This is a genomic window from Bradyrhizobium sp. Kon58, assembly GCF_055807455.1.
Genome location: NZ_JBVVOT010000001.1, coordinates 346,702 through 364,436, shown reverse-complemented (window position 1 = coordinate 364,436; position 17,735 = coordinate 346,702). Strand labels below are relative to the sequence as shown.

At 64.0% G+C, this 17,735-nt stretch carries 24 protein-coding genes and 2 pseudogenes; 15 read left to right on the top strand and 11 right to left on the bottom strand.

Translation table 11 applies throughout. The features are described 5' to 3' along the window. Positions 1-33: 33 nt before the first annotated feature. Together AC0L20_RS01860 and AC0L20_RS01855 are read left to right on the top strand one after the other, a co-directional pair. A complete protein-coding gene (locus AC0L20_RS01860; protein ID WP_473287186.1) occupies positions 34-696 on the top strand; it encodes an SRPBCC family protein in 663 nt (220 codons plus the stop codon). After that, complete coding sequence (locus AC0L20_RS01855) at positions 696-1,058, top strand: ArsR/SmtB family transcription factor (RefSeq protein WP_473287185.1); 363 nt, start codon at positions 696-698, stop codon at positions 1,056-1,058. The genes AC0L20_RS01860 and AC0L20_RS01855 overlap by 1 nt, the downstream gene beginning before the upstream one ends. A gap of 38 nt (positions 1,059-1,096) precedes the next feature. Here AC0L20_RS01855 and AC0L20_RS01850 read toward each other — a convergent pair whose 3' ends face one another. The 4 genes and pseudogenes from AC0L20_RS01850 to AC0L20_RS01835 form a co-directional block, all read right to left on the bottom strand. Continuing rightward, on the bottom strand, positions 1,097-1,501 hold the full coding sequence (locus tag AC0L20_RS01850; RefSeq protein ID WP_473287184.1) for an MAPEG family protein: 405 nt from the start codon (positions 1,499-1,501) through the stop codon (positions 1,097-1,099). Next, positions 1,492-1,936 (bottom strand): annotated as a pseudogene (locus AC0L20_RS01845) (GFA family protein). Before AC0L20_RS01845 ends, AC0L20_RS01850 begins: the two are co-directional and overlap by 10 nt. 110 nt (positions 1,937-2,046) lie before the next feature. Beyond that, a pseudogene (locus AC0L20_RS01840) lies at positions 2,047-2,145 on the bottom strand (peptide deformylase); the annotation flags it as partial. Between the two features lie 57 nt (positions 2,146-2,202). After that, positions 2,203-3,084, bottom strand: a complete 882-nt coding sequence (locus AC0L20_RS01835) for a LysR family transcriptional regulator (RefSeq protein WP_473287183.1) — start codon at positions 3,082-3,084, stop codon at positions 2,203-2,205. A gap of 153 nt (positions 3,085-3,237) precedes the next feature. Here AC0L20_RS01835 and AC0L20_RS01830 point away from each other — a divergent pair, with 153 nt between their 5' ends. Further along, positions 3,238-3,891, top strand: a complete 654-nt coding sequence (locus tag AC0L20_RS01830; RefSeq protein ID WP_473287462.1) for a hydrolase — start codon at positions 3,238-3,240, stop codon at positions 3,889-3,891. A gap of 132 nt (positions 3,892-4,023) precedes the next feature. Here AC0L20_RS01830 and AC0L20_RS01825 read toward each other — a convergent pair whose 3' ends face one another. Beyond that, positions 4,024-4,524 carry a peptide deformylase gene (locus AC0L20_RS01825; RefSeq protein ID WP_473287182.1) on the bottom strand — a complete coding sequence of 167 codons (501 nt, stop codon included), beginning with the start codon at positions 4,522-4,524 and terminating at the stop codon, positions 4,024-4,026. 76 nt (positions 4,525-4,600) lie between these two features. On the opposite strand from AC0L20_RS01825, the gene AC0L20_RS01820 reads away from it, so the two are divergent. The 3 genes from AC0L20_RS01820 to AC0L20_RS01810 all read left to right on the top strand — a co-directional run bounded on the left by AC0L20_RS01820 (position 4,601) and on the right by AC0L20_RS01810 (position 7,359). Then, positions 4,601-5,185, top strand: a complete 585-nt coding sequence (locus tag AC0L20_RS01820) for a TetR/AcrR family transcriptional regulator (RefSeq protein WP_473287181.1) — start codon at positions 4,601-4,603, stop codon at positions 5,183-5,185. A 100-nt stretch (positions 5,186-5,285) separates the two neighbouring features. Then, positions 5,286-5,864 carry a DUF308 domain-containing protein gene (locus tag AC0L20_RS01815; protein WP_473287180.1) on the top strand — a complete coding sequence of 193 codons (579 nt, stop codon included), beginning with the start codon at positions 5,286-5,288 and terminating at the stop codon, positions 5,862-5,864. Between the two features lie 274 nt (positions 5,865-6,138). Continuing rightward, positions 6,139-7,359 carry an MFS transporter gene (locus tag AC0L20_RS01810; protein ID WP_473287179.1) on the top strand — a complete coding sequence of 407 codons (1,221 nt, stop codon included), beginning with the start codon at positions 6,139-6,141 and terminating at the stop codon, positions 7,357-7,359. Positions 7,360-7,381: 22 nt separating this feature from the next. On the opposite strand, the gene AC0L20_RS01805 is transcribed toward AC0L20_RS01810, so the two are convergent. The 3 genes from AC0L20_RS01805 to AC0L20_RS01795 form a co-directional block, all read right to left on the bottom strand. After that, positions 7,382-7,768, bottom strand: a complete 387-nt coding sequence (locus tag AC0L20_RS01805; RefSeq protein WP_473287178.1) for an ester cyclase — start codon at positions 7,766-7,768, stop codon at positions 7,382-7,384. Between the two features lie 56 nt (positions 7,769-7,824). Further along, positions 7,825-8,697, bottom strand: coding sequence for a bifunctional helix-turn-helix transcriptional regulator/GNAT family N-acetyltransferase (locus AC0L20_RS01800; protein WP_473287177.1), 873 nt, complete (start codon positions 8,695-8,697; stop codon positions 7,825-7,827). Positions 8,698-8,772: 75 nt separating this feature from the next. Next, complete coding sequence (locus AC0L20_RS01795) at positions 8,773-9,126, bottom strand: MmcQ/YjbR family DNA-binding protein (protein ID WP_247286471.1); 354 nt, start codon at positions 9,124-9,126, stop codon at positions 8,773-8,775. Between the two features lie 162 nt (positions 9,127-9,288). Between AC0L20_RS01795 and AC0L20_RS01790 the strand changes: the two genes are divergently transcribed. The 6 genes from AC0L20_RS01790 (at position 9,289) to AC0L20_RS01765 (ending at position 12,767) form a co-directional block, all read left to right on the top strand. Next, positions 9,289-9,636 carry a Lin0512 family protein gene (locus AC0L20_RS01790; protein WP_027517469.1) on the top strand — a complete coding sequence of 116 codons (348 nt, stop codon included), beginning with the start codon at positions 9,289-9,291 and terminating at the stop codon, positions 9,634-9,636. A gap of 4 nt (positions 9,637-9,640) precedes the next feature. Further along, positions 9,641-10,333 (top strand): GNAT family N-acetyltransferase, encoded by a 693-nt coding sequence (locus AC0L20_RS01785; RefSeq protein WP_473287176.1) that lies wholly within the window; start codon positions 9,641-9,643, stop codon positions 10,331-10,333. Between the two features lie 75 nt (positions 10,334-10,408). Then, the gene (locus AC0L20_RS01780; protein WP_473287175.1) at positions 10,409-11,593 is read left to right on the top strand and encodes a serine hydrolase domain-containing protein; all 1,185 of its coding nucleotides are present in this window, start codon (positions 10,409-10,411) and stop codon (positions 11,591-11,593) included. 95 nt (positions 11,594-11,688) lie between these two features. Further along, complete coding sequence (locus AC0L20_RS01775; RefSeq protein WP_473287174.1) at positions 11,689-11,898, top strand: YgaP family membrane protein; 210 nt, start codon at positions 11,689-11,691, stop codon at positions 11,896-11,898. Next, positions 11,895-12,416 (top strand): RNA polymerase sigma factor, encoded by a 522-nt coding sequence (locus AC0L20_RS01770; RefSeq protein ID WP_473287173.1) that lies wholly within the window; start codon positions 11,895-11,897, stop codon positions 12,414-12,416. Before AC0L20_RS01775 ends, AC0L20_RS01770 begins: the two co-directional genes overlap by 4 nt. Before the next feature lie 3 nt (positions 12,417-12,419). After that, positions 12,420-12,767 carry a carboxymuconolactone decarboxylase family protein gene (locus tag AC0L20_RS01765; RefSeq protein WP_473287172.1) on the top strand — a complete coding sequence of 116 codons (348 nt, stop codon included), beginning with the start codon at positions 12,420-12,422 and terminating at the stop codon, positions 12,765-12,767. 41 nt (positions 12,768-12,808) lie between these two features. Here AC0L20_RS01765 and AC0L20_RS01760 read toward each other — a convergent pair whose 3' ends face one another. After that, positions 12,809-14,149: an RtcB family protein gene (locus AC0L20_RS01760; protein WP_473287171.1), complete on the bottom strand. Its 1,341-nt coding sequence runs from the start codon at positions 14,147-14,149 to the stop codon at positions 12,809-12,811. Between the two features lie 311 nt (positions 14,150-14,460). Here AC0L20_RS01760 and AC0L20_RS01755 point away from each other — a divergent pair, with 311 nt between their 5' ends. The 3 genes from AC0L20_RS01755 (at position 14,461) to AC0L20_RS01745 (ending at position 16,182) form a co-directional block, all read left to right on the top strand. Beyond that, complete coding sequence (locus AC0L20_RS01755; protein WP_473287170.1) at positions 14,461-15,126, top strand: DUF429 domain-containing protein; 666 nt, start codon at positions 14,461-14,463, stop codon at positions 15,124-15,126. A 114-nt stretch (positions 15,127-15,240) separates the two neighbouring features. Then, positions 15,241-15,384 carry a hypothetical protein gene (locus tag AC0L20_RS01750; protein WP_007609210.1) on the top strand — a complete coding sequence of 48 codons (144 nt, stop codon included), beginning with the start codon at positions 15,241-15,243 and terminating at the stop codon, positions 15,382-15,384. Between the two features lie 93 nt (positions 15,385-15,477). Further along, complete coding sequence (locus AC0L20_RS01745) at positions 15,478-16,182, top strand: glutathione S-transferase family protein (protein ID WP_473287461.1); 705 nt, start codon at positions 15,478-15,480, stop codon at positions 16,180-16,182. Between the two features lie 2 nt (positions 16,183-16,184). Here the strand turns inward: AC0L20_RS01745 and AC0L20_RS01740 are convergent, their stop codons facing one another. After that, complete coding sequence (locus AC0L20_RS01740) at positions 16,185-16,967, bottom strand: sulfite exporter TauE/SafE family protein (protein ID WP_473287169.1); 783 nt, start codon at positions 16,965-16,967, stop codon at positions 16,185-16,187. A 3-nt stretch (positions 16,968-16,970) separates the two neighbouring features. Beyond that, positions 16,971-17,603 carry a TetR/AcrR family transcriptional regulator gene (locus AC0L20_RS01735; protein ID WP_473287168.1) on the bottom strand — a complete coding sequence of 211 codons (633 nt, stop codon included), beginning with the start codon at positions 17,601-17,603 and terminating at the stop codon, positions 16,971-16,973. Positions 17,604-17,735: the final 132 nt, after the last annotated feature.

The window sequence follows — 17,735 nt, the reverse complement described above, 5'->3', positions numbered from 1 at the left end:
TTAATCCTGGCACGCAACGTGGGGAGCAAGCGGATGGAGATCGACGTCGCAAGAGCATTGGGGTTGGTTACGCGTTCGGTGAGGAATTTCGAGAAGGACGGGAAAGCGGCCAGTGCGGTGACGCTGACGCGACTATACGAGACCAGCGTCGACGATCTCTGGGACGCCGTGACCAGCCCGCAACGCATTCCGCGCTGGTTCTTGCCGGTCGAGGGAGATCTCCAGCTCGGTGGAAAGTACCAGCTCAAGGGAAATGCCGGCGGGACTATCACGGCGTGCACGCCGCCGACCCATTTCGCGGCGACGTGGGAATTCAGCGGCGCGATGAGCTGGATCGACGTCAAGCTGACGGCGGAACGAAGCCAGGCGCGGCTGACGCTCGAGCACACCGCGATGATCGAGGATCATTGGAATCAGTTCGGTCCAGGGGCAGTCGGCATCGGCTGGGATCTCGCCATTGCGGGGCTGGAGCGATATGTTGCGACCGGGGTATCGGTCGACCACGAGACGGCCGAGGCATGGATGGGCTCTCCCGCGGGTAAGGAATTCATGACGAGCAGCGGCGAGTATTGGCGCGCGGCGCACGTCGCAAGCGGCGTGGATCCTGCCTCCGCGAAGCAGCGGTCGGACCGCACCATCGCTTTCTATCGCGGCGAGACGCCGCCCGACGTCGCGCATCCGGGCACAGGAAGCTGATGCAAGTCTTCGATGTCCTTGCCGATCCCGTCCGCCGTCGCATCCTCGAGCTGCTTGCGCCCGGCGAGATGGCGTCCGGCGAGGTCGTCGAAGTGATCGGAGCGGAGTTCGGGATCACGCAGGCCGCCGTGTCGCAGCACCTCAAGGTGCTGCGCGAGAGCGGCTTTGCGACGGTTCGGGCGGAGGCGCAACGACGGCTCTATTCGGTCGATGCTGCGGGGCTCCAAGCGGTGGATGCATGGGTCGGTCAGTTCCGCAATTTCTGGGAGCCGAAGCTGGATGCGCTGGCGACGGAAATCGCGCGCGGCAAACGCGAGCGGCGTAACGCGCCAATGACCAAGCGGAGCGGGAAGCGGGCGTGAAGGCATCGCGGCAAAGGCAAAGTCGCGATCGCGCCGCTTCAGTGAGGCACGAAAGCCGCTGCCAAAACTGCAAGCATGCCAAAGCTGGCGATATTCCAGAACAGTGAGCGGATGAGCGGTATGCCGGATAGGTAGAGCGCGGTGTAGGCGATGCGTCCGCCAAGATAGGCGATCGATCCCCAATAAGTCAGCTCATTGTGAACGCCTGCGGCGTGAGAGATGAGGATCGCGGCGGCAAAGAACGGAAACGTCTCCATGTAGTTGCGGAAATTTCGGTTGAGGCGGCCGGGGATGGGCTTGAGCGGCGGCATCTCGGTGTCGCGCGGGCTCGCAGCCCATCTGAGGCCGTACTGCAGGTTCGCGGCTTGCGCGGCGGCGACAAGCTGTACGAAGCCCCAGACGATTGCGGCGGCCAGCATCGACAGCTCGAAGCTCATCGCCATTGGCTGTCCCCCATCTGCAAGAAATCAGCGCGATCCCGGGTGCCATTCCGGGAGTTTGGGAATCTCGGGATCGAGGTGATCCCAGGCATATCCGCGCGAGCAGAACAGCACGACGGACGGTTTGAACGTGCTGCATCGTCAAGCGTGCCGACATAGATGCCGATGAACTCCGGCTTCTCGTCCGGCTTGTTGTAGATCGGCGAGCCGCAGTTCGGACAGAACCCTTCGCTTGACTGCGCCGCTGTCGGCCGTGCGCGCGATTTCGCGCACCTCGCCGGTTACCGAGACTGCGCTGCGCGCGAACACGAAGATTGAGCTATGGCCACTGCCGGTGTCGCGCTGACAGTCACTGCACTGGCATTGGAAGCCGCGGATCGGCGCGGACGCGATAGTGTAACGAACCGCGCCACAGGCGCAGCGACCTGAATGAGTCATTCGTGTCCCTCCCGACGGGGCCGACCGTTCCAATCATATCAGGCTGGTCTGATTTCTCCACATCCAACAGCCGGCGCGATTTCACAGAAGACCGATCTTCGCCGGCACACTCACCCTCGCGACATCTTCTCGAACCGCTTCACCAGCCGCTCGCGCTTCAGACGCGACAGCCGCTGGATCCAGAATCTGCGTCCGTCGTCCCTTTCGTGATCCAGACTATCGTGATCCAGATTATCAAGGTGGATGGACCACCCCAGCGGGGGAGCTCACGCGGGGTGCGGAGCCGGTTCGCAATACTCGATCAGCAATTCGGTGAGGACCCGTATTTTCCGTGCGGGATGCTGACCCGGCGGGCGGACCACATAGGCACCCGCCGGAGGTGGAGGATAGCGTGTCATGACCGGCACCAGCGCCCCGGAGGCCACATACTCGTGGGTGAGGCAATTGGGCAGGTAAGCGAACCCGAGCCCTGCTGCCGCGGCGGCGACTAGAGCAGGGCCGTTGTCGGCCTTGAAGCGCCCCTGCGGACGAACCGTGATGATCTTGTCGCCATCCGTGAGTTGCCAGCTTTCGGTACTCTGCATGAGAGCTTCATGAGCGACGAGCTCCTCCGGCGTCTCGGGCGACCCATGCGCCTTGATGTAGTCCGGGCTCGCGACGAACTTCCCATGGATCGGTCCGACACGTCTTGCGATCAAGTTGGAGTCCTGAAGATAGCCAACCCGTATCGCACAATCATACCCCTCCGTGATGAGATCGACGAACCGATCACTGTAGCAGGTGTGGATCTGGAGCTGAGGGTGGCGTCGGGCCATTTCCGCGATGATAGGAGCGAAGTGAGACTGGCCGAACGAAAGTGGCACGGCCACTCGCAACCGGCCGCGAAGGTCACCGGCGGGTAGGATCGCTTCCCTGGCCACGTCGACCTCGGCGCAGACTCTGGCTGCATGGTCTCGGAAAGTGACCCCGGCTTCCGTGAGAGCAGCCCCGCGGGTCGTTCGTGCAAGGAGCTGGACGCCAAGTTCCGCTTCAAGCCGGAACAATCGACGACTGACGATCGACTTGGCGACGCCGAGCCGGAGCGCGGCGGACGAAATCCCCCCGGTATCAGCAACTTCGACGAATGTCCGCAACTCTTCGATATCCAATTCACTGTTCCCCATTTCGCGACACAGCGTACCGCAATGCGACGCTACCGCAGCGCATCTGGGAACGCCAATGTCCGTCTTGGGCAACGTCGCTGCTGACGTATGTCTGCGAAAAAACCAGTGCCGCTCACAACGGCAGCAAAGGATGGAACAATGACTTTTCGTAACGGCCTTGCTTCGCTTCTTCGCCCCGAAGATTCGGTACTCGTCCTGATTGACCACCAGCCTTATCAACTCGCGAACGTGAACAGCCACGAACCGCAGATGGTGATCAACAATACGACGGGCCTGGCGAAGGCCGCCAAGGCTTTCGGTGTCCCCACGATCCTGACCACTGTGATCGCTGAGCGGGGCGGTCTCCTGTTCCCTCAGATCACGGATGTTTTCGCTGGCCAGAAAGTGATCGACCGCACGCTCATCAACACTTGGCAGGATCGGAAGGTGGTGGACGCAGTCAAGGCAACGGGCCGCAAGCAGCTGGTCATCGCGGGCCTTTGGACCGAGGTCTGCGTCGCAATGCCGACGATTCAGGCCCTCGGCGAAGGTTGGGATGTAACTGTGATCACCGATGCCTCCGGCGCCGTTTCGGTCGAGGCCCACGAGGTCGCAATTCAGCGCATGATCGCGGCGGGCGCGAACATGATGACCTGGATGGCGCTGGCGGCCGAATGGCAGCGCGACTGGGCCAGGACCGATCAAGCTGCCGCGCTGACGGAGGTGATCACGCAGCATGCCGGCGGCAGCGGAATCGTGTTCCTGTGGGAGCAGCAGCTGCTCAACACGCCTGTCCCAGGCAACGCCAGGTGATCTGCAAGGTGATCTGCAAGGTGATCTGAGCGGGTGCGTAGGGTGGATTTGCCCGCGGCTGCGCGAAAGCAGGCCGTTGGCGTAGTTTGTCATCGCGCCGGGGGATGGCGGATTACGGTTCGCCAATCCACCCTACAAATTCCGCGACAGCTTCTCGAACTTCTTCACCAGCCGCTCGCGCTTGAGCCGCGACAGCCGCTGGATCCAGAACATGCCGTCGAGCTGGTCGATCTCGTGCTGGTGGCAGACGGCGCGCAAGGCGTCCGACTCCTCGCTTTGCATGTTGCCGTCGAGATCCCGATAGCTGATACGCACGCGGGCGTGGCGTTGCACCTCGTCATTGACGCCGGGCATCGAGACGCTGCCCTCGCGGTGCATGATCATCTCGGGTGAGGCCCACTCGATCTCCGGGTTGACGTAGGTCTGCGGGCCGTCCTTGGCGTCGAGCTCGAGCACGACGACGCGCAAGGGCACGCCGATATGCGGCGCCGTGATGCCGATGCCGGGCGCGGCGCGCATGGTTTCGAGCAGATCCGCTGCGAGCTCGCGCAGCGTTGCGTCGAATGCGGTGACGGGGCGGGCCGGCATCGCGAGGCGGCGGTCGGGATAGCGGACGATCGGGCGAATGGTCATGCAGGCTCGTACCACTCACGGATGGTTGAAGCATCTCGTTCTTGACGCCCTACCAACTGGAAGGTAGCTACGGGCCATGACCAACGTTTCCTCGACTGCCGACGACATCCTGGCCTGCGCGCGCAGCTTGATCATCGCGGGCGGCTATAACGGCTTCAGCTACGCCGACGTGGCCGAGGTTGTCGGCATCCGCAAGCCAAGCATCCACCACCATTTCGCCAGCAAGGTCGATCTGGTCCGCACCCTCGTGTCGCGCTACCGCGCCGAAGCCGAGGCGGGACTGTCCGCGCTCGAGCGCAATGTCCCTGATCCGCGCGGCCAGCTCGAAAACTATGTCGCGTACTGGAAGGCGTGCATCAATGATGCGACGGCGCCGTTCTGCGTCTGCGCGCTGCTGGCCAGCGAGCTTCCGATCCTGCCGGAGGAGGTTGCGCTCGAAGTCCGCGCGCACTTCCGCTCCTTGGCTTCCTGGCTGACGGCCGTCATGGAGCGCGGCAAGCGGAAAGGGCAATTCAAACTCTCCGGCACAGCTCGCGTCGAGGCCGAAGGGTTCATGGCGACCGTTCACGGCGCGATGCTGTCGGCGCGTGCCTATGGCGATCCAAAGATGTTCGGTGTGATCACCACCCCGCTGCTGGACCGGCTGTCCAACAAACACTGAGAGACATCAGCGAGACGATGGCGACAGCCCGCAAGCGGGCTGGAGCGAAGTCGGTTGTGTGCATGTAAACTACCAACTAGTAGGTATAGGAGAGACTGTGATGGCGCGATATCAATTGGATCCGGTTCATACCGACCGCGAGCGATGGCTGAAGCAATACTACTTCGTGCGAGCGGCATTCTCGGTTGCCTGGGTCGCTGCTGCGTTTGCCGCCGGGGCTTCTTCTCCGGTGATCGCCGGCGCCTTGCTCGTCCTCTATCCCGCATGGGACGCCGCAGCCAATTTCGCGGACGCGCTTCGCAGCGGTGGGCTTGCTCAAAGCCGCACGCAGGCTCTGAACGTTGTGGTCAGCCTGGCGACCACCGTCGCGGTGCTTGTGACCTTGCAGATGGGCATGAACCGGGTGCTCGGAATCTTCGGGGCCTGGGCGATCCTGTCGGGATTGCTCCAACTCGGAACGGCAATCCGGCGCTGGCGGAGTCTTGGCGCGCAATGGGCCATGGTGCTCAGCGGTGGCCAGTCGGCGCTTGCAGGCGGCTTCTTCATCTTTCAGGCGACGATGCCTGCGGTTCCCTCGATCGCGAATGTCGCGGGCTATGCTGCAGTCGGTGCGCTCTACTTCATGGTTTCGGCAGTCTGGCTCACGGTCGGCGAGCGGCGGCGTAACGCGGCTGCTTGAGGCCTGTTTGCGAGGGGACGAAATCAATAGCGGCGGGATGATGCCATCGTGCAGGTGTTTTGCCCGACGAGTCAAACGGCGAGTCTTCCTTCGCACTGCAAAGAGCTGTGCTGTAAGTCCTTGATCCCAAAGCGCCCGGCTACTGTGCATGGGGTTGTTTTCGCGTTTTTTGTTTGGCAGGTCACAAAAGCGTGCCGCAAAAACTTGCGTCGGCCTGTCGGCCCACCATGTTCCCATTCGTCTTCCACCCAGACAGACCTGACGGGAGACCAAAATGAACTCTTCCTCCTATCGCTGGGTGATCGTCGCCGCGGGCGGCTTGCTCGGCTGCGTCGCCATCGGCGGCATGTTTTCGCTGCCGGTGTTCCTGCAGCCGATCGCAAAGGATACCGGCTGGTCCGTGACCGGTATCTCCAGCGCGATGACGATCGGCTTTCTGGCGATGGCCTGCACCAGCATGGCCTGGGGCACGCTGACGGACCGGTTCGGACCGCGGCTGGTGGTGCTGACGGGATCGACGGTGCTGACCGTGAGCCTGTTCGCGGCGAGCCACGCGACCTCGCTATTGGCGTTTCAGTTCGTCTTCGGCCTTCTGGTCGGGGCCTCCTGTGCCGCGATCTTCGCGCCGATGATGGCGACCGTGACCGGCTGGTTCGACACCCATCGCAGCCTCGCGGTCTCGCTGGTGTCGGCGGGCATGGGCATGGCGCCGATGACGATGGCCCCGCTCGCGGCCTGGCTCGTCTCCGGTCATGACTGGCGCACCTCGATGCAGATCGTGGCGCTGGTGGTCGGCGCCATCATGATCCCGGTCTCGTTCCTGGTGCGCCGCCCGCCGGCGCTCGCGCACGCCGTGGCCGCGCCTACGGGCGAGGGCGCCGTGCAAGGTGAGATGTCGATGGGAGAGGCGCTGCGCTCGCCGCAATTCCTGATCCTGCTCGCGACCAATTTCTTCTGCTGCGCCACCCATTCCGGCCCGATCATCCACACCGTCTCCTATGCCGTGAGCTGCGGCATCCCGCTGGTCGCGGCGGTGACGATCTACAGCATCGAAGGTTTTGCCGGCCTCGGCGGACGCATCGCCTTCGGTCTGATGGGTGACCGCTTCGGCGCCAAGCGCGTGCTCGTCTCGGGCCTGCTGTTGCAGGCGTTCGGCGCACTCGCCTATGTCTTCGCGCACCAGCTCACGACATTCTATGCGGTCGGGGCCGTGTTCGGCTTCATCTATGCCGGCACCATGCCGCTCTACGCGGTGCTGATCCGCGAAAATTTCCCGCTCAAGATGATGGGCACCGTGATCGGCGGCACCGCCATGGCCGGCAGTCTCGGCATGGCCACGGGCCCGCTCGCCGGCGGCCTGATCTACGATGCGTTCTCGAGCTACGCCTGGCTCTATATCGCCTCCTGGGCGATGGGCCTCGGCGCCTTCCTGATGGCGATGAATTTCAAGCCGTTCCCGAAGCCGCAAGCGGAGTTGGCGCCGGCGGCGGCGTAAGCAGGTTCGTCGAGGCGCAGCGCTAGAGCTGCGCCTCGATCGCTCCCTTGTCGATGATGGACCACACGTGCCGTATTTTTCCGTCGTGAAATTGATAGAACACGTTTTCGCAGAAGGACACGCGCCTGCCGTTCACATCCAGCCCCAGAAACTTTCCAGCCGGCGTGCAATCGAACTTCAGCCGGGAGGCGATCTGGGGCGGATCGCAGACCAGCAGCTCGATGTTGAAATGCAGATCCGGAATTGAGCGAAAATCCTGCTCCAGCATGGCGCGATAGCCGGACAATCCGAACGGTCGCGCATTGTGGACGACGTCATCGTGGACGAACTGTCCGAGCGCGGGCCAATCCTGCCGGTTCAGGCAGGCGATGTAGTCGCGGTAGATGTCGGCGAGATCGGACCTGGTCATGGCGTGCTCCTGCAGCTCCGGCCATAACGCGGCAACGGGAGAAAAGGCGCCGGCGCTCACAGACGTTTTTCGAAGAACAGGTCCGGGTAGGGGTCGTCATTGAAGCGGGGGATCTCGCTCCAGCCGCTTCGTCGGTAGAGCTGGCCGGCCTCCGCCAGCGCGCTGTTGGTGTCGAGCCGCAGCAGCTTGATGCCGAGCCCGCGCGCGACATCCTCGGTCATGTCCATCAGGCGCCGGCCGAGCCGCAATCCGCGCGCCGCCGGTGCGACCCAGAGACGCTTGATCTCGGCATAGCCGTGATCCGTGCCCTTCAGCCCGACGCAGCCAATCGGCAGCGTGTCCGAGATCGCGACGATGAACGTGCCGCGCGGGCGGCGCATATCCTTGGCGTCGGGATCGCGCGACAGCGAGACGTCAAAGCCCTGCTCGAAGCGGCGGCCGAGCTCGCCATAATATTCGCCGAGGCAATAGCGGGCCTGCTCGCTCCGCGGATCCATCTCGTCCAGGGTGACGCGCTCGCGCGTCAATGCGGAAGCAATCAGATCCATCGCCGCCAGCAGCGCTTCGCGTTGCGAGTGCTGGGCGAGGAAGCCCTCGGCCTGCGTATTCGACAGCGCCTCATAGGCCGCGAACTCGCGCCGGCCCGCACGTGTCAACGTCGCCACGCGGCGACGCGCATCGTCCTCATGCGCAATGGTCTCGACCAGCCCTTCGTCCTCGAGGCTGCGGAGCAGGCGGCTCATCAGGCCGGAATCGAGGCCGAGATAGTCGCGGATCTCGGCCACGTCCGAACGTCCATGCCCGATCGCGTTGAGCACGCGCGCCGCCCCCAGTGGCCGCCCGCGCCCCAGGAATGACGTGTCGAGCGCGCCGACAGCGGACGTGACGGCGCGATTGAAGCGGCGAACGCGGGAAACAGGGTCGAGCATGATATATCTGACTTTAGTCAGGCATATCATCGATGTCAATCAGCGCAGGCTTTCGCTTCACCGGCGAGCTGCGGTTCAATCCAGGCCCAACGCCTTGCGGGATTTCCGCGTGAGTTTCGTCGCGACCATCGCGTGCGCCTGCGCCAGATAGGCCGTGAGCTCGGCGTCCGGCAGCGCATTGTTGCCGACGAGCTGCACCCATTTGGCGCGCGCCAGATACGGCGCCGGCCGCGCGAGGCCGTGCTCGATCAGCATGGCATAGGCCATGTTCGAGACCTTGAACATGTAGCCGCCGGAGCGCGCGGCAAAGCCGCCGCCGAGTGCGAACATCTTGCCGCCGACCTTGAACACCGAGGTGCCCTCCCACTGCACCACCTTGGTGACGGCGGGCAGGCGCAGGCAGCGGGTTTCGAAAGTTTTGGGAGTCATCGCCCGAGCGATAGCACAGCGCCCGCGACTTGCAACGCCGCAACGTCGGAGCGCCACGGCGTGCCGCACCGCATCCGGGACACGAGAGGAACGACCCTACTTGTATCGTGCCGTCCGATCCCCCACACTCCCCACCACTCAATCAGTCACAGGAATAAGAACATGGCTCGCGTTCGCTGTATCACCGAGATGGGTATGGGCGTCGACGTCCATGGCAGGGACGCCACAAAGGCGGCGAGGCGTGCCGTCTCTGATGCCATCAGGCATTCGAGCCTCGGCTTCTTCCGGATGATCGACAAGACTGCGAACGACATGTTCGTGGACGTCACGATCGCGGTGCCGAATCCGGAAAGCGTCGATAAGGATGCGGTCGCGAAGGAACTGCCTTACGGCACTGTCACCGTCAACGCGGTGAAGGGCGGGCTGGAGATTCCGTCGGCCCCGGAACAGGGCAACGACCCCATCCTCATCGCCAATGCCGCCGTCATCGTCAGCTTCGAGAAGGAGTGAAACGGTGTCCGACGGTGACGAGACCCTACTGGATCGCCCGATCTGGAGCGCGCTGACGACCAGCCACAAACATCTGGCCGAAGGCGGTCCGCGCGCGTTGCGCTATCCGGTGGACGTGACGCCTTTTGCCGACATGGTCGACATGTCCGAGGCGAGCTTTGCCGCGCTCCGTGATCTCCTGTCGGGCCCGCAGGTCGCCGCGCTGTTCACCCCGGAGGCCGTCGACGTTCCCGCCGGCTTCAAGGTCGTCCTTGCCGAGACCGGCGAGCAGATGATCGGCTCGCCGGCCGACAGTCCGCTTCGCGATGCCGAGATCGTTCGGCTGGGGGCGGCCGACGTTCCCGCCATGATGGCGCTGACGGAGTTGACCAAGCCCGGTCCATTCGCGCGGCGCACCCACGAAGTCGGGACGTTTCTCGGCATCCGTGCCGGCGGTGAATTGGTCGCGATGGCCGGCGAGCGCATGAAGCCGGGCAATTTCGTCGAGATGACAGCCGTCTGCGTCCACCCCGATCATCGCGGGCGGGGCTACGCGCAGGCGCTGCTGGCGGCGGTCGCGCGCCAGATCGAGGCACGCGGCGAAATTCCGTTCCTGCACGTGTTCTCGAGCAACTCATCGGCCATCGCGCTGTACCAGCGGCAGGGGATGCGGATTCGGCGCCGCCTGCACGTCACCGCGTTCATGAAGCAGGAATAAGCCGCGCCGTCCGATCAGGCTTCTCATCCGGCGAATTCACGCTATATCGATCCCAACGATCATTGGGGGAAGCACATGGACGCCAGAACGCCTGATTTTTCCGCCACGCGGACGGCAATGCAGCGTTACGTCGATCAGGAGATCATTCCGGGTGCTTCCTGGGCGGTGCTGCGGGGCCGCGAAGTCGTCGATCAGCAATGCGTCGGTTTCGCGGATCGCGAGGCGAGCACCGCGCTGCGGCCCGATCACATTTTTCGCGCGTTTTCCAACACCAAGATCTTTGTCACCTGTGCGATCATGCTGCTGGTCGAGGAAGGCCGCATCGGGCTCGACGACGTTGTCGAGAAATTCCTGCCGCAACTCGGCAATCGCACGGTTCTGAAGCCGGGCGCTTTAAGCCTTGCCGACGTCGAGCCGGCGAAAAGCCCGATCATGATCCGGCAGCTTCTGACCCATACCTCCGGCCTCAGCTACGGCATCTTCGATCCCGGTACGGTGCTGTTCAAAGGCTATAACGAGGCGCGCGTTCTCAATCCGATGACGCCGCTGACCGGCATGATCGACCAGCTCGCCGATCTGCCGCTGTCCTTTCATCCCGGCGCGTCCTGGGAATATTCGGTTGCGACCGACGTGCTCGGGCGTGTCGTGGAGGTCGTCTCCGGCAAGCCGCTCGACGCCGTGCTCAAGGCGCGCATTTTCGAGCCGCTCGGCATGACCGACACCGGCTTCCACGTGCCGGACGCGCAGCAGGGAAGGCTGGTCGCACTCTACAACGGCGCGGATGTCCTTGATCCCATGAAGCCCGGCCTGACCCGGGCCGACGACCTGCCTTATCCGCAGGCCTATCGGCGGCAATTCCCGCGGCTGTCGGGCGGCGGCGGACTGGTCTCGACCTTGCCCGACATGCTTGCTCTCGTCCGCGCGCTGCTCCCGGGCTCGGATGCGCTGCTGAAGCCGGAGACGCTGCGGCTGATGATGACGAACCAGCTGCCCGCCGGCGAGAACATCCGCTTCGCCAATCTCGGCCCGATCCCCGGCAAGGGCTTTGGCCTCGGTGGCGCCGTCACCTTCGCGCCGATGCCGTTCGATCCTCCGAATTCGACCGGCGAATTCCAATGGGGCGGCCTTGCCGGTACCCATTGGTGGATCTGCGCGCAGGCCAATACCGCCGGTGTGCTGATGGCGCAGCGCTACATGGGCTTCTGGAATCCGTTCTTCTTCGAATTCAAGCGTCTGGCTTATCAGGCCGTCGGAGGCTGATCGCGAAAATTGCAGGTTGCCGCGAATCCTTTCCGGTCGTCGCGCCCTCTCTTGACGGTCGAGGCATTTTGCTTCGGCTTATGTCGGAGGATGTGATGGCATTTTACAGGAAGAACATCGGGAGCCTGCATCAGGCCGTGCGGATCGCCTTGGGCGTCGCGGTGGTCGTCGCGGCATTCGTGTACCTTACCGGCGCCGCGGCGTGGCTCGTGGCGCTCGGCGGCGGCAGCTTCGCACTGACCGGCCTCGTCGGCTATTGTCCGATGTGCGCGATGGCCGGCATCGGAAGGGGAGGCGTGTCGTGAGCGCCACTGTGATCTCGACGGACCTGTTCGAGGCCGCGCGCCTCGGCGATCCCCAGGCGATCGCGTCTCTGCTCGAGACGGCGCAGCCGAATATCCGCCGCTACGCCCGCGCCACCTGTCGCAGCTCGGCGGATGCCGAGGATGCGACGCAGGAGGCGCTATGGATCCTGTTTCGCCATGTCGGCACGATCCGCTCGTGGCTGGCGTTTTCGGCCTGGCTGTTCAGTGTGGTCCGCCGCGAATGCCTGCGGCTCGCCCGTAAGGCAGGCCTGGCGTCGGCGATCGATGACGGAGAGGCGGAGGCGCTGCTGCTGTCGCGTCCTGAAGCCGATTTGCGGATCGACGTCGCTGCGGCCTTCGAAGCGCTGCCGCCGCACTATCGCGACGTCGCGCTGATGCGCGACGTCAAGGAAATGACCATCGACGAAATCGCCGTCGCGCTCGGCGCGACCCGGCAGACCGTGAAGGCACGTCTGCATCGCGCCCGCGCCCTGATGCGCGAATATCTGACGAGGTGAGCCATGACCTGTTATCAAGGCCCTGACGATCTGAAATCCATCCCGGCCTTCGTGGCGCTCGCGCCGGTCGAGGCCAACGCGTTCCTTGCGTTCAGCCACGCGGTCGAGCGCAAGGACGGATTGATTCCGCCAAAATATCGCGAGCTGATCTCGCTCGCGGTCGCGCTCACCACGCAATGCGCCTATTGCCTCGATGTGCACACGGCGCAGGCGGCGAAGGCCGGTGTAACGCGCGAAGAAATCGCGGAAGCCGCGCTGATTGCGGCGGCGGTTCGCGCCGGCGGCACGCTCGGCCACGCCTTGCTGGCGCAACGCCTGTTCGAGCGGCATCGGGGCGAGGAACCGGGATAGAGGGGCGGGCGGGAGTCTGAGCCTCCCGCCCACTGTTCGCATTAGTCCTTCCACGGATCGAATTCGCCTTCGCCGGCCATGGCGACGGCGAACGGCCGCAGCGTGTGCAACACCCCGACGGTGCCGGCGTGCTGCGCGAGCACGTCGGGCAGGCGGCGATAGGCCATCGGGCTCTCGTCGAGGTCGGCACCGATCAAGGTGACTCCACGCTCGGTGAGCCAGCGGTCCATCTCCGCGCGCGAGAAGCGCCGCTTCGCTTCCCTTCGTCCGAACAGGCGGCCGGCGCCGTGCACGGTCGAGTAGAGTGAGGCCTTGGCTTCGGGGCTGTCGATGCCTTCGAGGATGACGGCGTCGTCGCCCATCGAGCCACCGACGAATCCCTTCTGGCCGGGAAACGCCGGCGTAGCGCCCTTGCGCACCACCCACAGATCCTTGCCGTCGTGGGTCTCACGCCAAGCATAGTTGTGATGGTTGTGCACGCTCTCGGTCACGCTGCCGCCGATGATCTGGCGGACGCGCTCGACGACCCACTCGCGGCCCGCATAGGCATAACGCCCGGCGAGCTGCATCGCCGCTATGTAGCGGCGGCCGAGCTCGGACTCCTCGTCGACCACGGCGGGCGGGACGTTCATGCCGTCCTTGCCGCCGGCAGCTTTGAGGTAGCGCGTCGCAGAGGTATGCCCGAAACCGCGGCTTCCGAAGTGGACGCCGATCCAGACAAAGCCTTCCTCGTCCCGCATGAGGTCGACATAGTGGTTGCCCGACCCGACCGTGCCGAGCTGCGCCACCGCTTTTTGTCGGTAGGCCTCCATGTCACTCTCGCGCCAGGCATCGCCGTCGTCGAACAGCATGTGCTCGGCCCGTTCGGCGTTGGCGCGGCCAACTCCGAACGAGATTACCTTGGCGACATCGCGGATGATGGTAGGCACGCGGCCTGCAATGTCGTCGAAGCGCGTGTCGAGCCGTGCGGCCATGTTGCCGCAGCCAATGTCGAAGCCGACGCCGGAGATGCTGATCTGCTTCTCGTAGGCGATGACCCCGCCGACCGGCTGGGCGTAGCCAAGATGGCCGTCCGCGCAGATCACGCCGGACACGACGTTGCCGACCGCCATGCAGTTGCGCATCTGCGCGACGGTTGCTTCCTCGTGCGGGCCAAAAATCTTCAGCGGCGCATTCTGGTAGCGGGCGTCCTGCGCCCGGAGTTGGTCGATCGCGCTCGCGGTCGCATCGGCCTCTCGTGCCAGATGCTCCCTGCGCGCGGCGTCCTTGTACAGGCACCAGGCTGGTTGTCCTCGTCCTTCACCGACGCGCGAGTCCGGATCGACGCCGGCGGCGAGGCAGAGTTCTCGGGCGCGTTCCATGTAGGGATCAGATCGTCGCATGGTCGTGTGTCCTGCTTAACATATTGCTTTGGGCAACAAAAAACCCTCCGGAGCGTTGCTCGGGAGGGTCCGTGAGACGTGGACTTTTTGATCTCGCTGTCAGGCAAGACCTCTCCCATGAGCCGAGCGTGCGCGATCGATTGACCGTAGGTCATTCGACGGGCGGACCAGGATTGCGTAGCGGTGCGGCATTGCTCGGTTCATGATGCTTGTCACGAACGGAAATGTTCGTGAGGGCGCGGGAAATACCTCTGCAACTTGCGGCTGTCAAGTGACCCGCGCGTGGAAACTGAAAATGACGGACACAGGAAGTGCCAAACTATCTCGGCCTTGACGGATTTCGCTTCGGCTGGGTCGCCGCCTGGATTGACGAGTGCGGCGATCACGGGTTCGACTATTCGCCGGGTCTCGCGCGGCTGCTTGCGCTGCCGCATGCCCGGGCGATGATCGACATGCCGATCGGATTGAAATGGAGCGGATATTGCATCTGCGATTTGCGCGCGCGCGAGCTGGTCGGTCCTGCCGTGTTTCTCGGCGCGCGCCGCGACCTCTGGAAATTTTCCGACATGGCCGCAGCTAACCGTCACTACTGGGAGTGCGAGGGCAAGGGCAGGGGCGTGTCAGCGCAGCTCTGGAACATCAGGGACAAGATCAGGGACGCCGACGAGATCATGACGCCGACGCGGCAGACGACGACCGGCGAAGCGCATCCGGAATTGATTTTCTGGAATCTCGCTGGGCGGGCCCGGCTTGCAAAGAAGACGTCTACTGAGGGCCGGGAGCAGCGCATCGCACTCCTGCAGCAGCGCGGCTTCGCGCGCTTGCCGACTTGGCTGTCTCAACGACATTGCACCGGCATCGGCCGTGACGACCTCATCGACGCCTGTGCCTGCGCGGTCGCGGCACGCGACAGCACGCAGCGGTTCGGCGGGGAGGAGACCGACCCGCGGGGCTTGCGGATGGAGATCAATTATTGAGGTCGTCGAACTGCGAAGGACCGGGAAAAAGCGGCAATTTATTTGAAGCTTGCAGGAACTGACGATGGCCGGCCCGCGTTCCTCGTGCGAACCGAACACGGAGAAGCTCGTCCGATGAGGGATGCCAGTCAATTCGCGACCGCGATGCTTGCGCTCGTCTTCACCGGAGCACTGCTCGTCACCGGCCAGCTCTTCATCGAGCAACGCGCACAGCGCGACGTGATGCACGCCACCAACCATTTGCTGCGGCCGTTGTGACCTGTGCGGGAAAATGATCTGACCACTCGACCTTGCGTCGTTCGTCCGCTGGCCTAGACTAGGCGGCATCTCATGAACGAAGCCGGGGTCCTGATGTCCGATCTGTCCGCCTTTCCCATCACCAAGCGCTGGCCGGCCAAGCACCCGGAGCTGCTCCAGCTCTATTCGCTGCCGACGCCGAACGGCGTCAAGGTCTCGATCATGCTGGAAGAGATCGGGCTTCCCTACGAAGTCCATCTCGTCGATTTCGGCAAGGACGACCAGAAGACGCCGGAGTTCCTCTCGCTCAATCCGAACGGAAAGATTCCGGCGATCCTCGATCCCGATGGTCCCGGCGGCAGGCCGCTGCCGCTATTCGAATCCGGAGCGATCCTGCAATACCTCGCGGAGAAGACCGGCAAGCTGCTGCCGCAGGATGCCGCGCGGCGCTACCAGGCCATCCAGTGGCTGCATTTCCAGATGGGCGGCATCGGGCCGATGTTCGGCCAGGTCGGTTTTTTCCACAAATTCGCCGGCAAGGATTTCGAGGACAAGCGGCCGCTCGATCGCTATGCGGGCGAGGCCAAGCGGCTGCTCGGGGTGATGGAGATGCATCTTGCCGGCCGGCAATGGTTCATGGACGACGACTACACCATCGCCGACATCTCCATGCTCGGTTGGGTGCGCAATCTCATTGGTTTCTACGGCGCCGCCGATCTCGTCGCGTTCAGCCAATTCAAATCCGTCGCCGCCTGGCTCGAACGCGGGCTGGCGCGTCCGGCGGTCGAGCGCGGGCTCAACATTCCGAAGCGGCCGTAAGATCAGGTTAGCGCCTTGTGGGTCATGTAGAGCGCCATCAGCAGGATGACGGCGATCATGACCCGGCGCAGCACCGATTTGCTGACGCGATTGGCTGCGCGCGCACCGAGATCAGTGCCGACCCAGAGGCCGGCAAGAATGCCGATGATGGCGGGCCAGCCGACCATGAGTCCCTTGCTCCAGTAGATCCCGGCGGCCGGAACATTGGTCGGGATGACCGAGAAGACGAGGCTGACGAGCTGCGCCTGGTGCTGCGGCACCCGCAGGCCCGCTGCGAGCCCGACGGTGATCGCCAGCCCGCCGCCGATGCCCATGAAGCCAGAGGAAAATCCGGCAAGCATGCCGATGAGGAGCAGCGGCAGCCAGGGCAGGTTGTCTCGGTCGCCGGTCTCACTGCTTTTGTCCTCGCGGTCGCGGCGCAGGATCAGGAGAGCGATCAGCGCGACGAGATAGACGACGTAGGTCCATTGCAACACCGAGTCGGAGACCGCCGCCGCAGCGTAGCCGCCGCCGGCGCCGCCGAACAGAAACCCGATGCCGATCCAGACGATCCATAGCAACGGGCTGCGATTGCCGCTCTGCCAATAGCGGCGAACGCCCGCGAGTCCGGTCGGCGGAACCTGCGTGATCAGCGACGTCCCCTGGGCGACGTGTTGCTCGGCGCCGAGCAGCAGCACGCTGAAGATCACGAGACCGCCCCCGGGACTCGTGCCCATGAAGCCCGATGTCAGCCCGCCGATGAGGCCGACCCCAATGCCTGCGAGCAGGTCATGGATCCATGACATCGCTCAGTTCCTGGTCCGTCGCTTGACGTCGGCCTTCGTGGTGCGAAATCCATCGATCACGCCGGTCACGGCCGCCATGCAGGCCCCGATGTCAAAATCCTGGCCCCAGCATTTTTGCAGCACAAAGCCCTGGAAGATCGCGATCAGCACGCGCGCGATCGCTTCCGCACCGAGATCGCGCTTGATGAGGCCGTCATGCTGGCCGCGCTCGACCAGCGCGACAATCAGGGCGCGCGGCATGTCGATGCCTTCTACGATGCTGGTGCGGACGCGGCGGTTGCGCAGGGCCTCGGCCCAGCCGTGGATGCCGACGCGGCGGCGCGCTTCGCCGGCGGGGTCGGTGAGCCATTGCGCGTAGACGCCGACCAGCGCGTGAAGTCCTTCGATCGGATCGCCCGATCCTTGCGCGACCGAGTTGAGCACGGCCTCGCGCCGGTGCCGGTCGTCGGCGAGTGCCTCGATCAGATCATCCTTGCTCTGGAAGTAGAGATAGACCGCACCGTGGCTCAGCCCCGACCGTTTGACGATGTCGGCCATCCCGGTCTGGTGAAAACCGTCCTCGGCGAAGCAGGCGAGGGCGGCTTCGAGAATCTGCTGCCGCCGGCCTTCACGTTGCTTGTCGCTGATCTTGGGCATCCGGCCATCCATAAATAACTGACAGATCAATCGTTTTAGTCGCTCTGCGGGCAAAGGCACCTAAGAGCGCTGATCAATATAAAAAACGATCAGTCAGTCGTTTTTATTACCGAAGCGGATCCCGGTCAAGCC

What these genes read in the sequence shown, in the direction of transcription:
- AC0L20_RS01850 (WP_473287184.1), bottom strand. Translation starts at nt 1,501, where the DNA reads ATGGCGATGAGCTTCGAGCTGTCGATGCTGGCCGCCGCAATCGTCTGG.
- AC0L20_RS01780 (WP_473287175.1), top strand. Translation starts at nt 10,409, where the DNA reads ATGGACGCCAGAACGCCTGATTTTTCCGCCACGCGGACGGCAATGCAG.
- AC0L20_RS01740 (WP_473287169.1), bottom strand. Translation starts at nt 16,967, where the DNA reads ATGTCATGGATCCATGACCTGCTCGCAGGCATTGGGGTCGGCCTCATC.
- AC0L20_RS01760 (WP_473287171.1), bottom strand. Translation starts at nt 14,149, where the DNA reads ATGCGACGATCTGATCCCTACATGGAACGCGCCCGAGAACTCTGCCTC.
- AC0L20_RS01825 (WP_473287182.1), bottom strand. Translation starts at nt 4,524, where the DNA reads ATGACCATTCGCCCGATCGTCCGCTATCCCGACCGCCGCCTCGCGATG.
- AC0L20_RS01790 (WP_027517469.1), top strand. Translation starts at nt 9,289, where the DNA reads ATGGCTCGCGTTCGCTGTATCACCGAGATGGGTATGGGCGTCGACGTC.
- AC0L20_RS01765 (WP_473287172.1), top strand. Translation starts at nt 12,420, where the DNA reads ATGACCTGTTATCAAGGCCCTGACGATCTGAAATCCATCCCGGCCTTC.
- AC0L20_RS01750 (WP_007609210.1), top strand. Translation starts at nt 15,241, where the DNA reads ATGAGGGATGCCAGTCAATTCGCGACCGCGATGCTTGCGCTCGTCTTC.
- AC0L20_RS01775 (WP_473287174.1), top strand. Translation starts at nt 11,689, where the DNA reads ATGGCATTTTACAGGAAGAACATCGGGAGCCTGCATCAGGCCGTGCGG.
- AC0L20_RS01860 (WP_473287186.1), top strand. Translation starts at nt 34, where the DNA reads ATGGAGATCGACGTCGCAAGAGCATTGGGGTTGGTTACGCGTTCGGTG.
- AC0L20_RS01830 (WP_473287462.1), top strand. Translation starts at nt 3,238, where the DNA reads ATGACTTTTCGTAACGGCCTTGCTTCGCTTCTTCGCCCCGAAGATTCG.
- AC0L20_RS01810 (WP_473287179.1), top strand. Translation starts at nt 6,139, where the DNA reads ATGAACTCTTCCTCCTATCGCTGGGTGATCGTCGCCGCGGGCGGCTTG.
- AC0L20_RS01800 (WP_473287177.1), bottom strand. Translation starts at nt 8,697, where the DNA reads ATGCTCGACCCTGTTTCCCGCGTTCGCCGCTTCAATCGCGCCGTCACG.
- AC0L20_RS01815 (WP_473287180.1), top strand. Translation starts at nt 5,286, where the DNA reads ATGGCGCGATATCAATTGGATCCGGTTCATACCGACCGCGAGCGATGG.
- AC0L20_RS01855 (WP_473287185.1), top strand. Translation starts at nt 696, where the DNA reads ATGCAAGTCTTCGATGTCCTTGCCGATCCCGTCCGCCGTCGCATCCTC.
- AC0L20_RS01795 (WP_247286471.1), bottom strand. Translation starts at nt 9,126, where the DNA reads ATGACTCCCAAAACTTTCGAAACCCGCTGCCTGCGCCTGCCCGCCGTC.
- AC0L20_RS01820 (WP_473287181.1), top strand. Translation starts at nt 4,601, where the DNA reads ATGACCAACGTTTCCTCGACTGCCGACGACATCCTGGCCTGCGCGCGC.
- AC0L20_RS01735 (WP_473287168.1), bottom strand. Translation starts at nt 17,603, where the DNA reads ATGCCCAAGATCAGCGACAAGCAACGTGAAGGCCGGCGGCAGCAGATT.
- AC0L20_RS01745 (WP_473287461.1), top strand. Translation starts at nt 15,478, where the DNA reads ATGTCCGATCTGTCCGCCTTTCCCATCACCAAGCGCTGGCCGGCCAAG.
- AC0L20_RS01805 (WP_473287178.1), bottom strand. Translation starts at nt 7,768, where the DNA reads ATGACCAGGTCCGATCTCGCCGACATCTACCGCGACTACATCGCCTGC.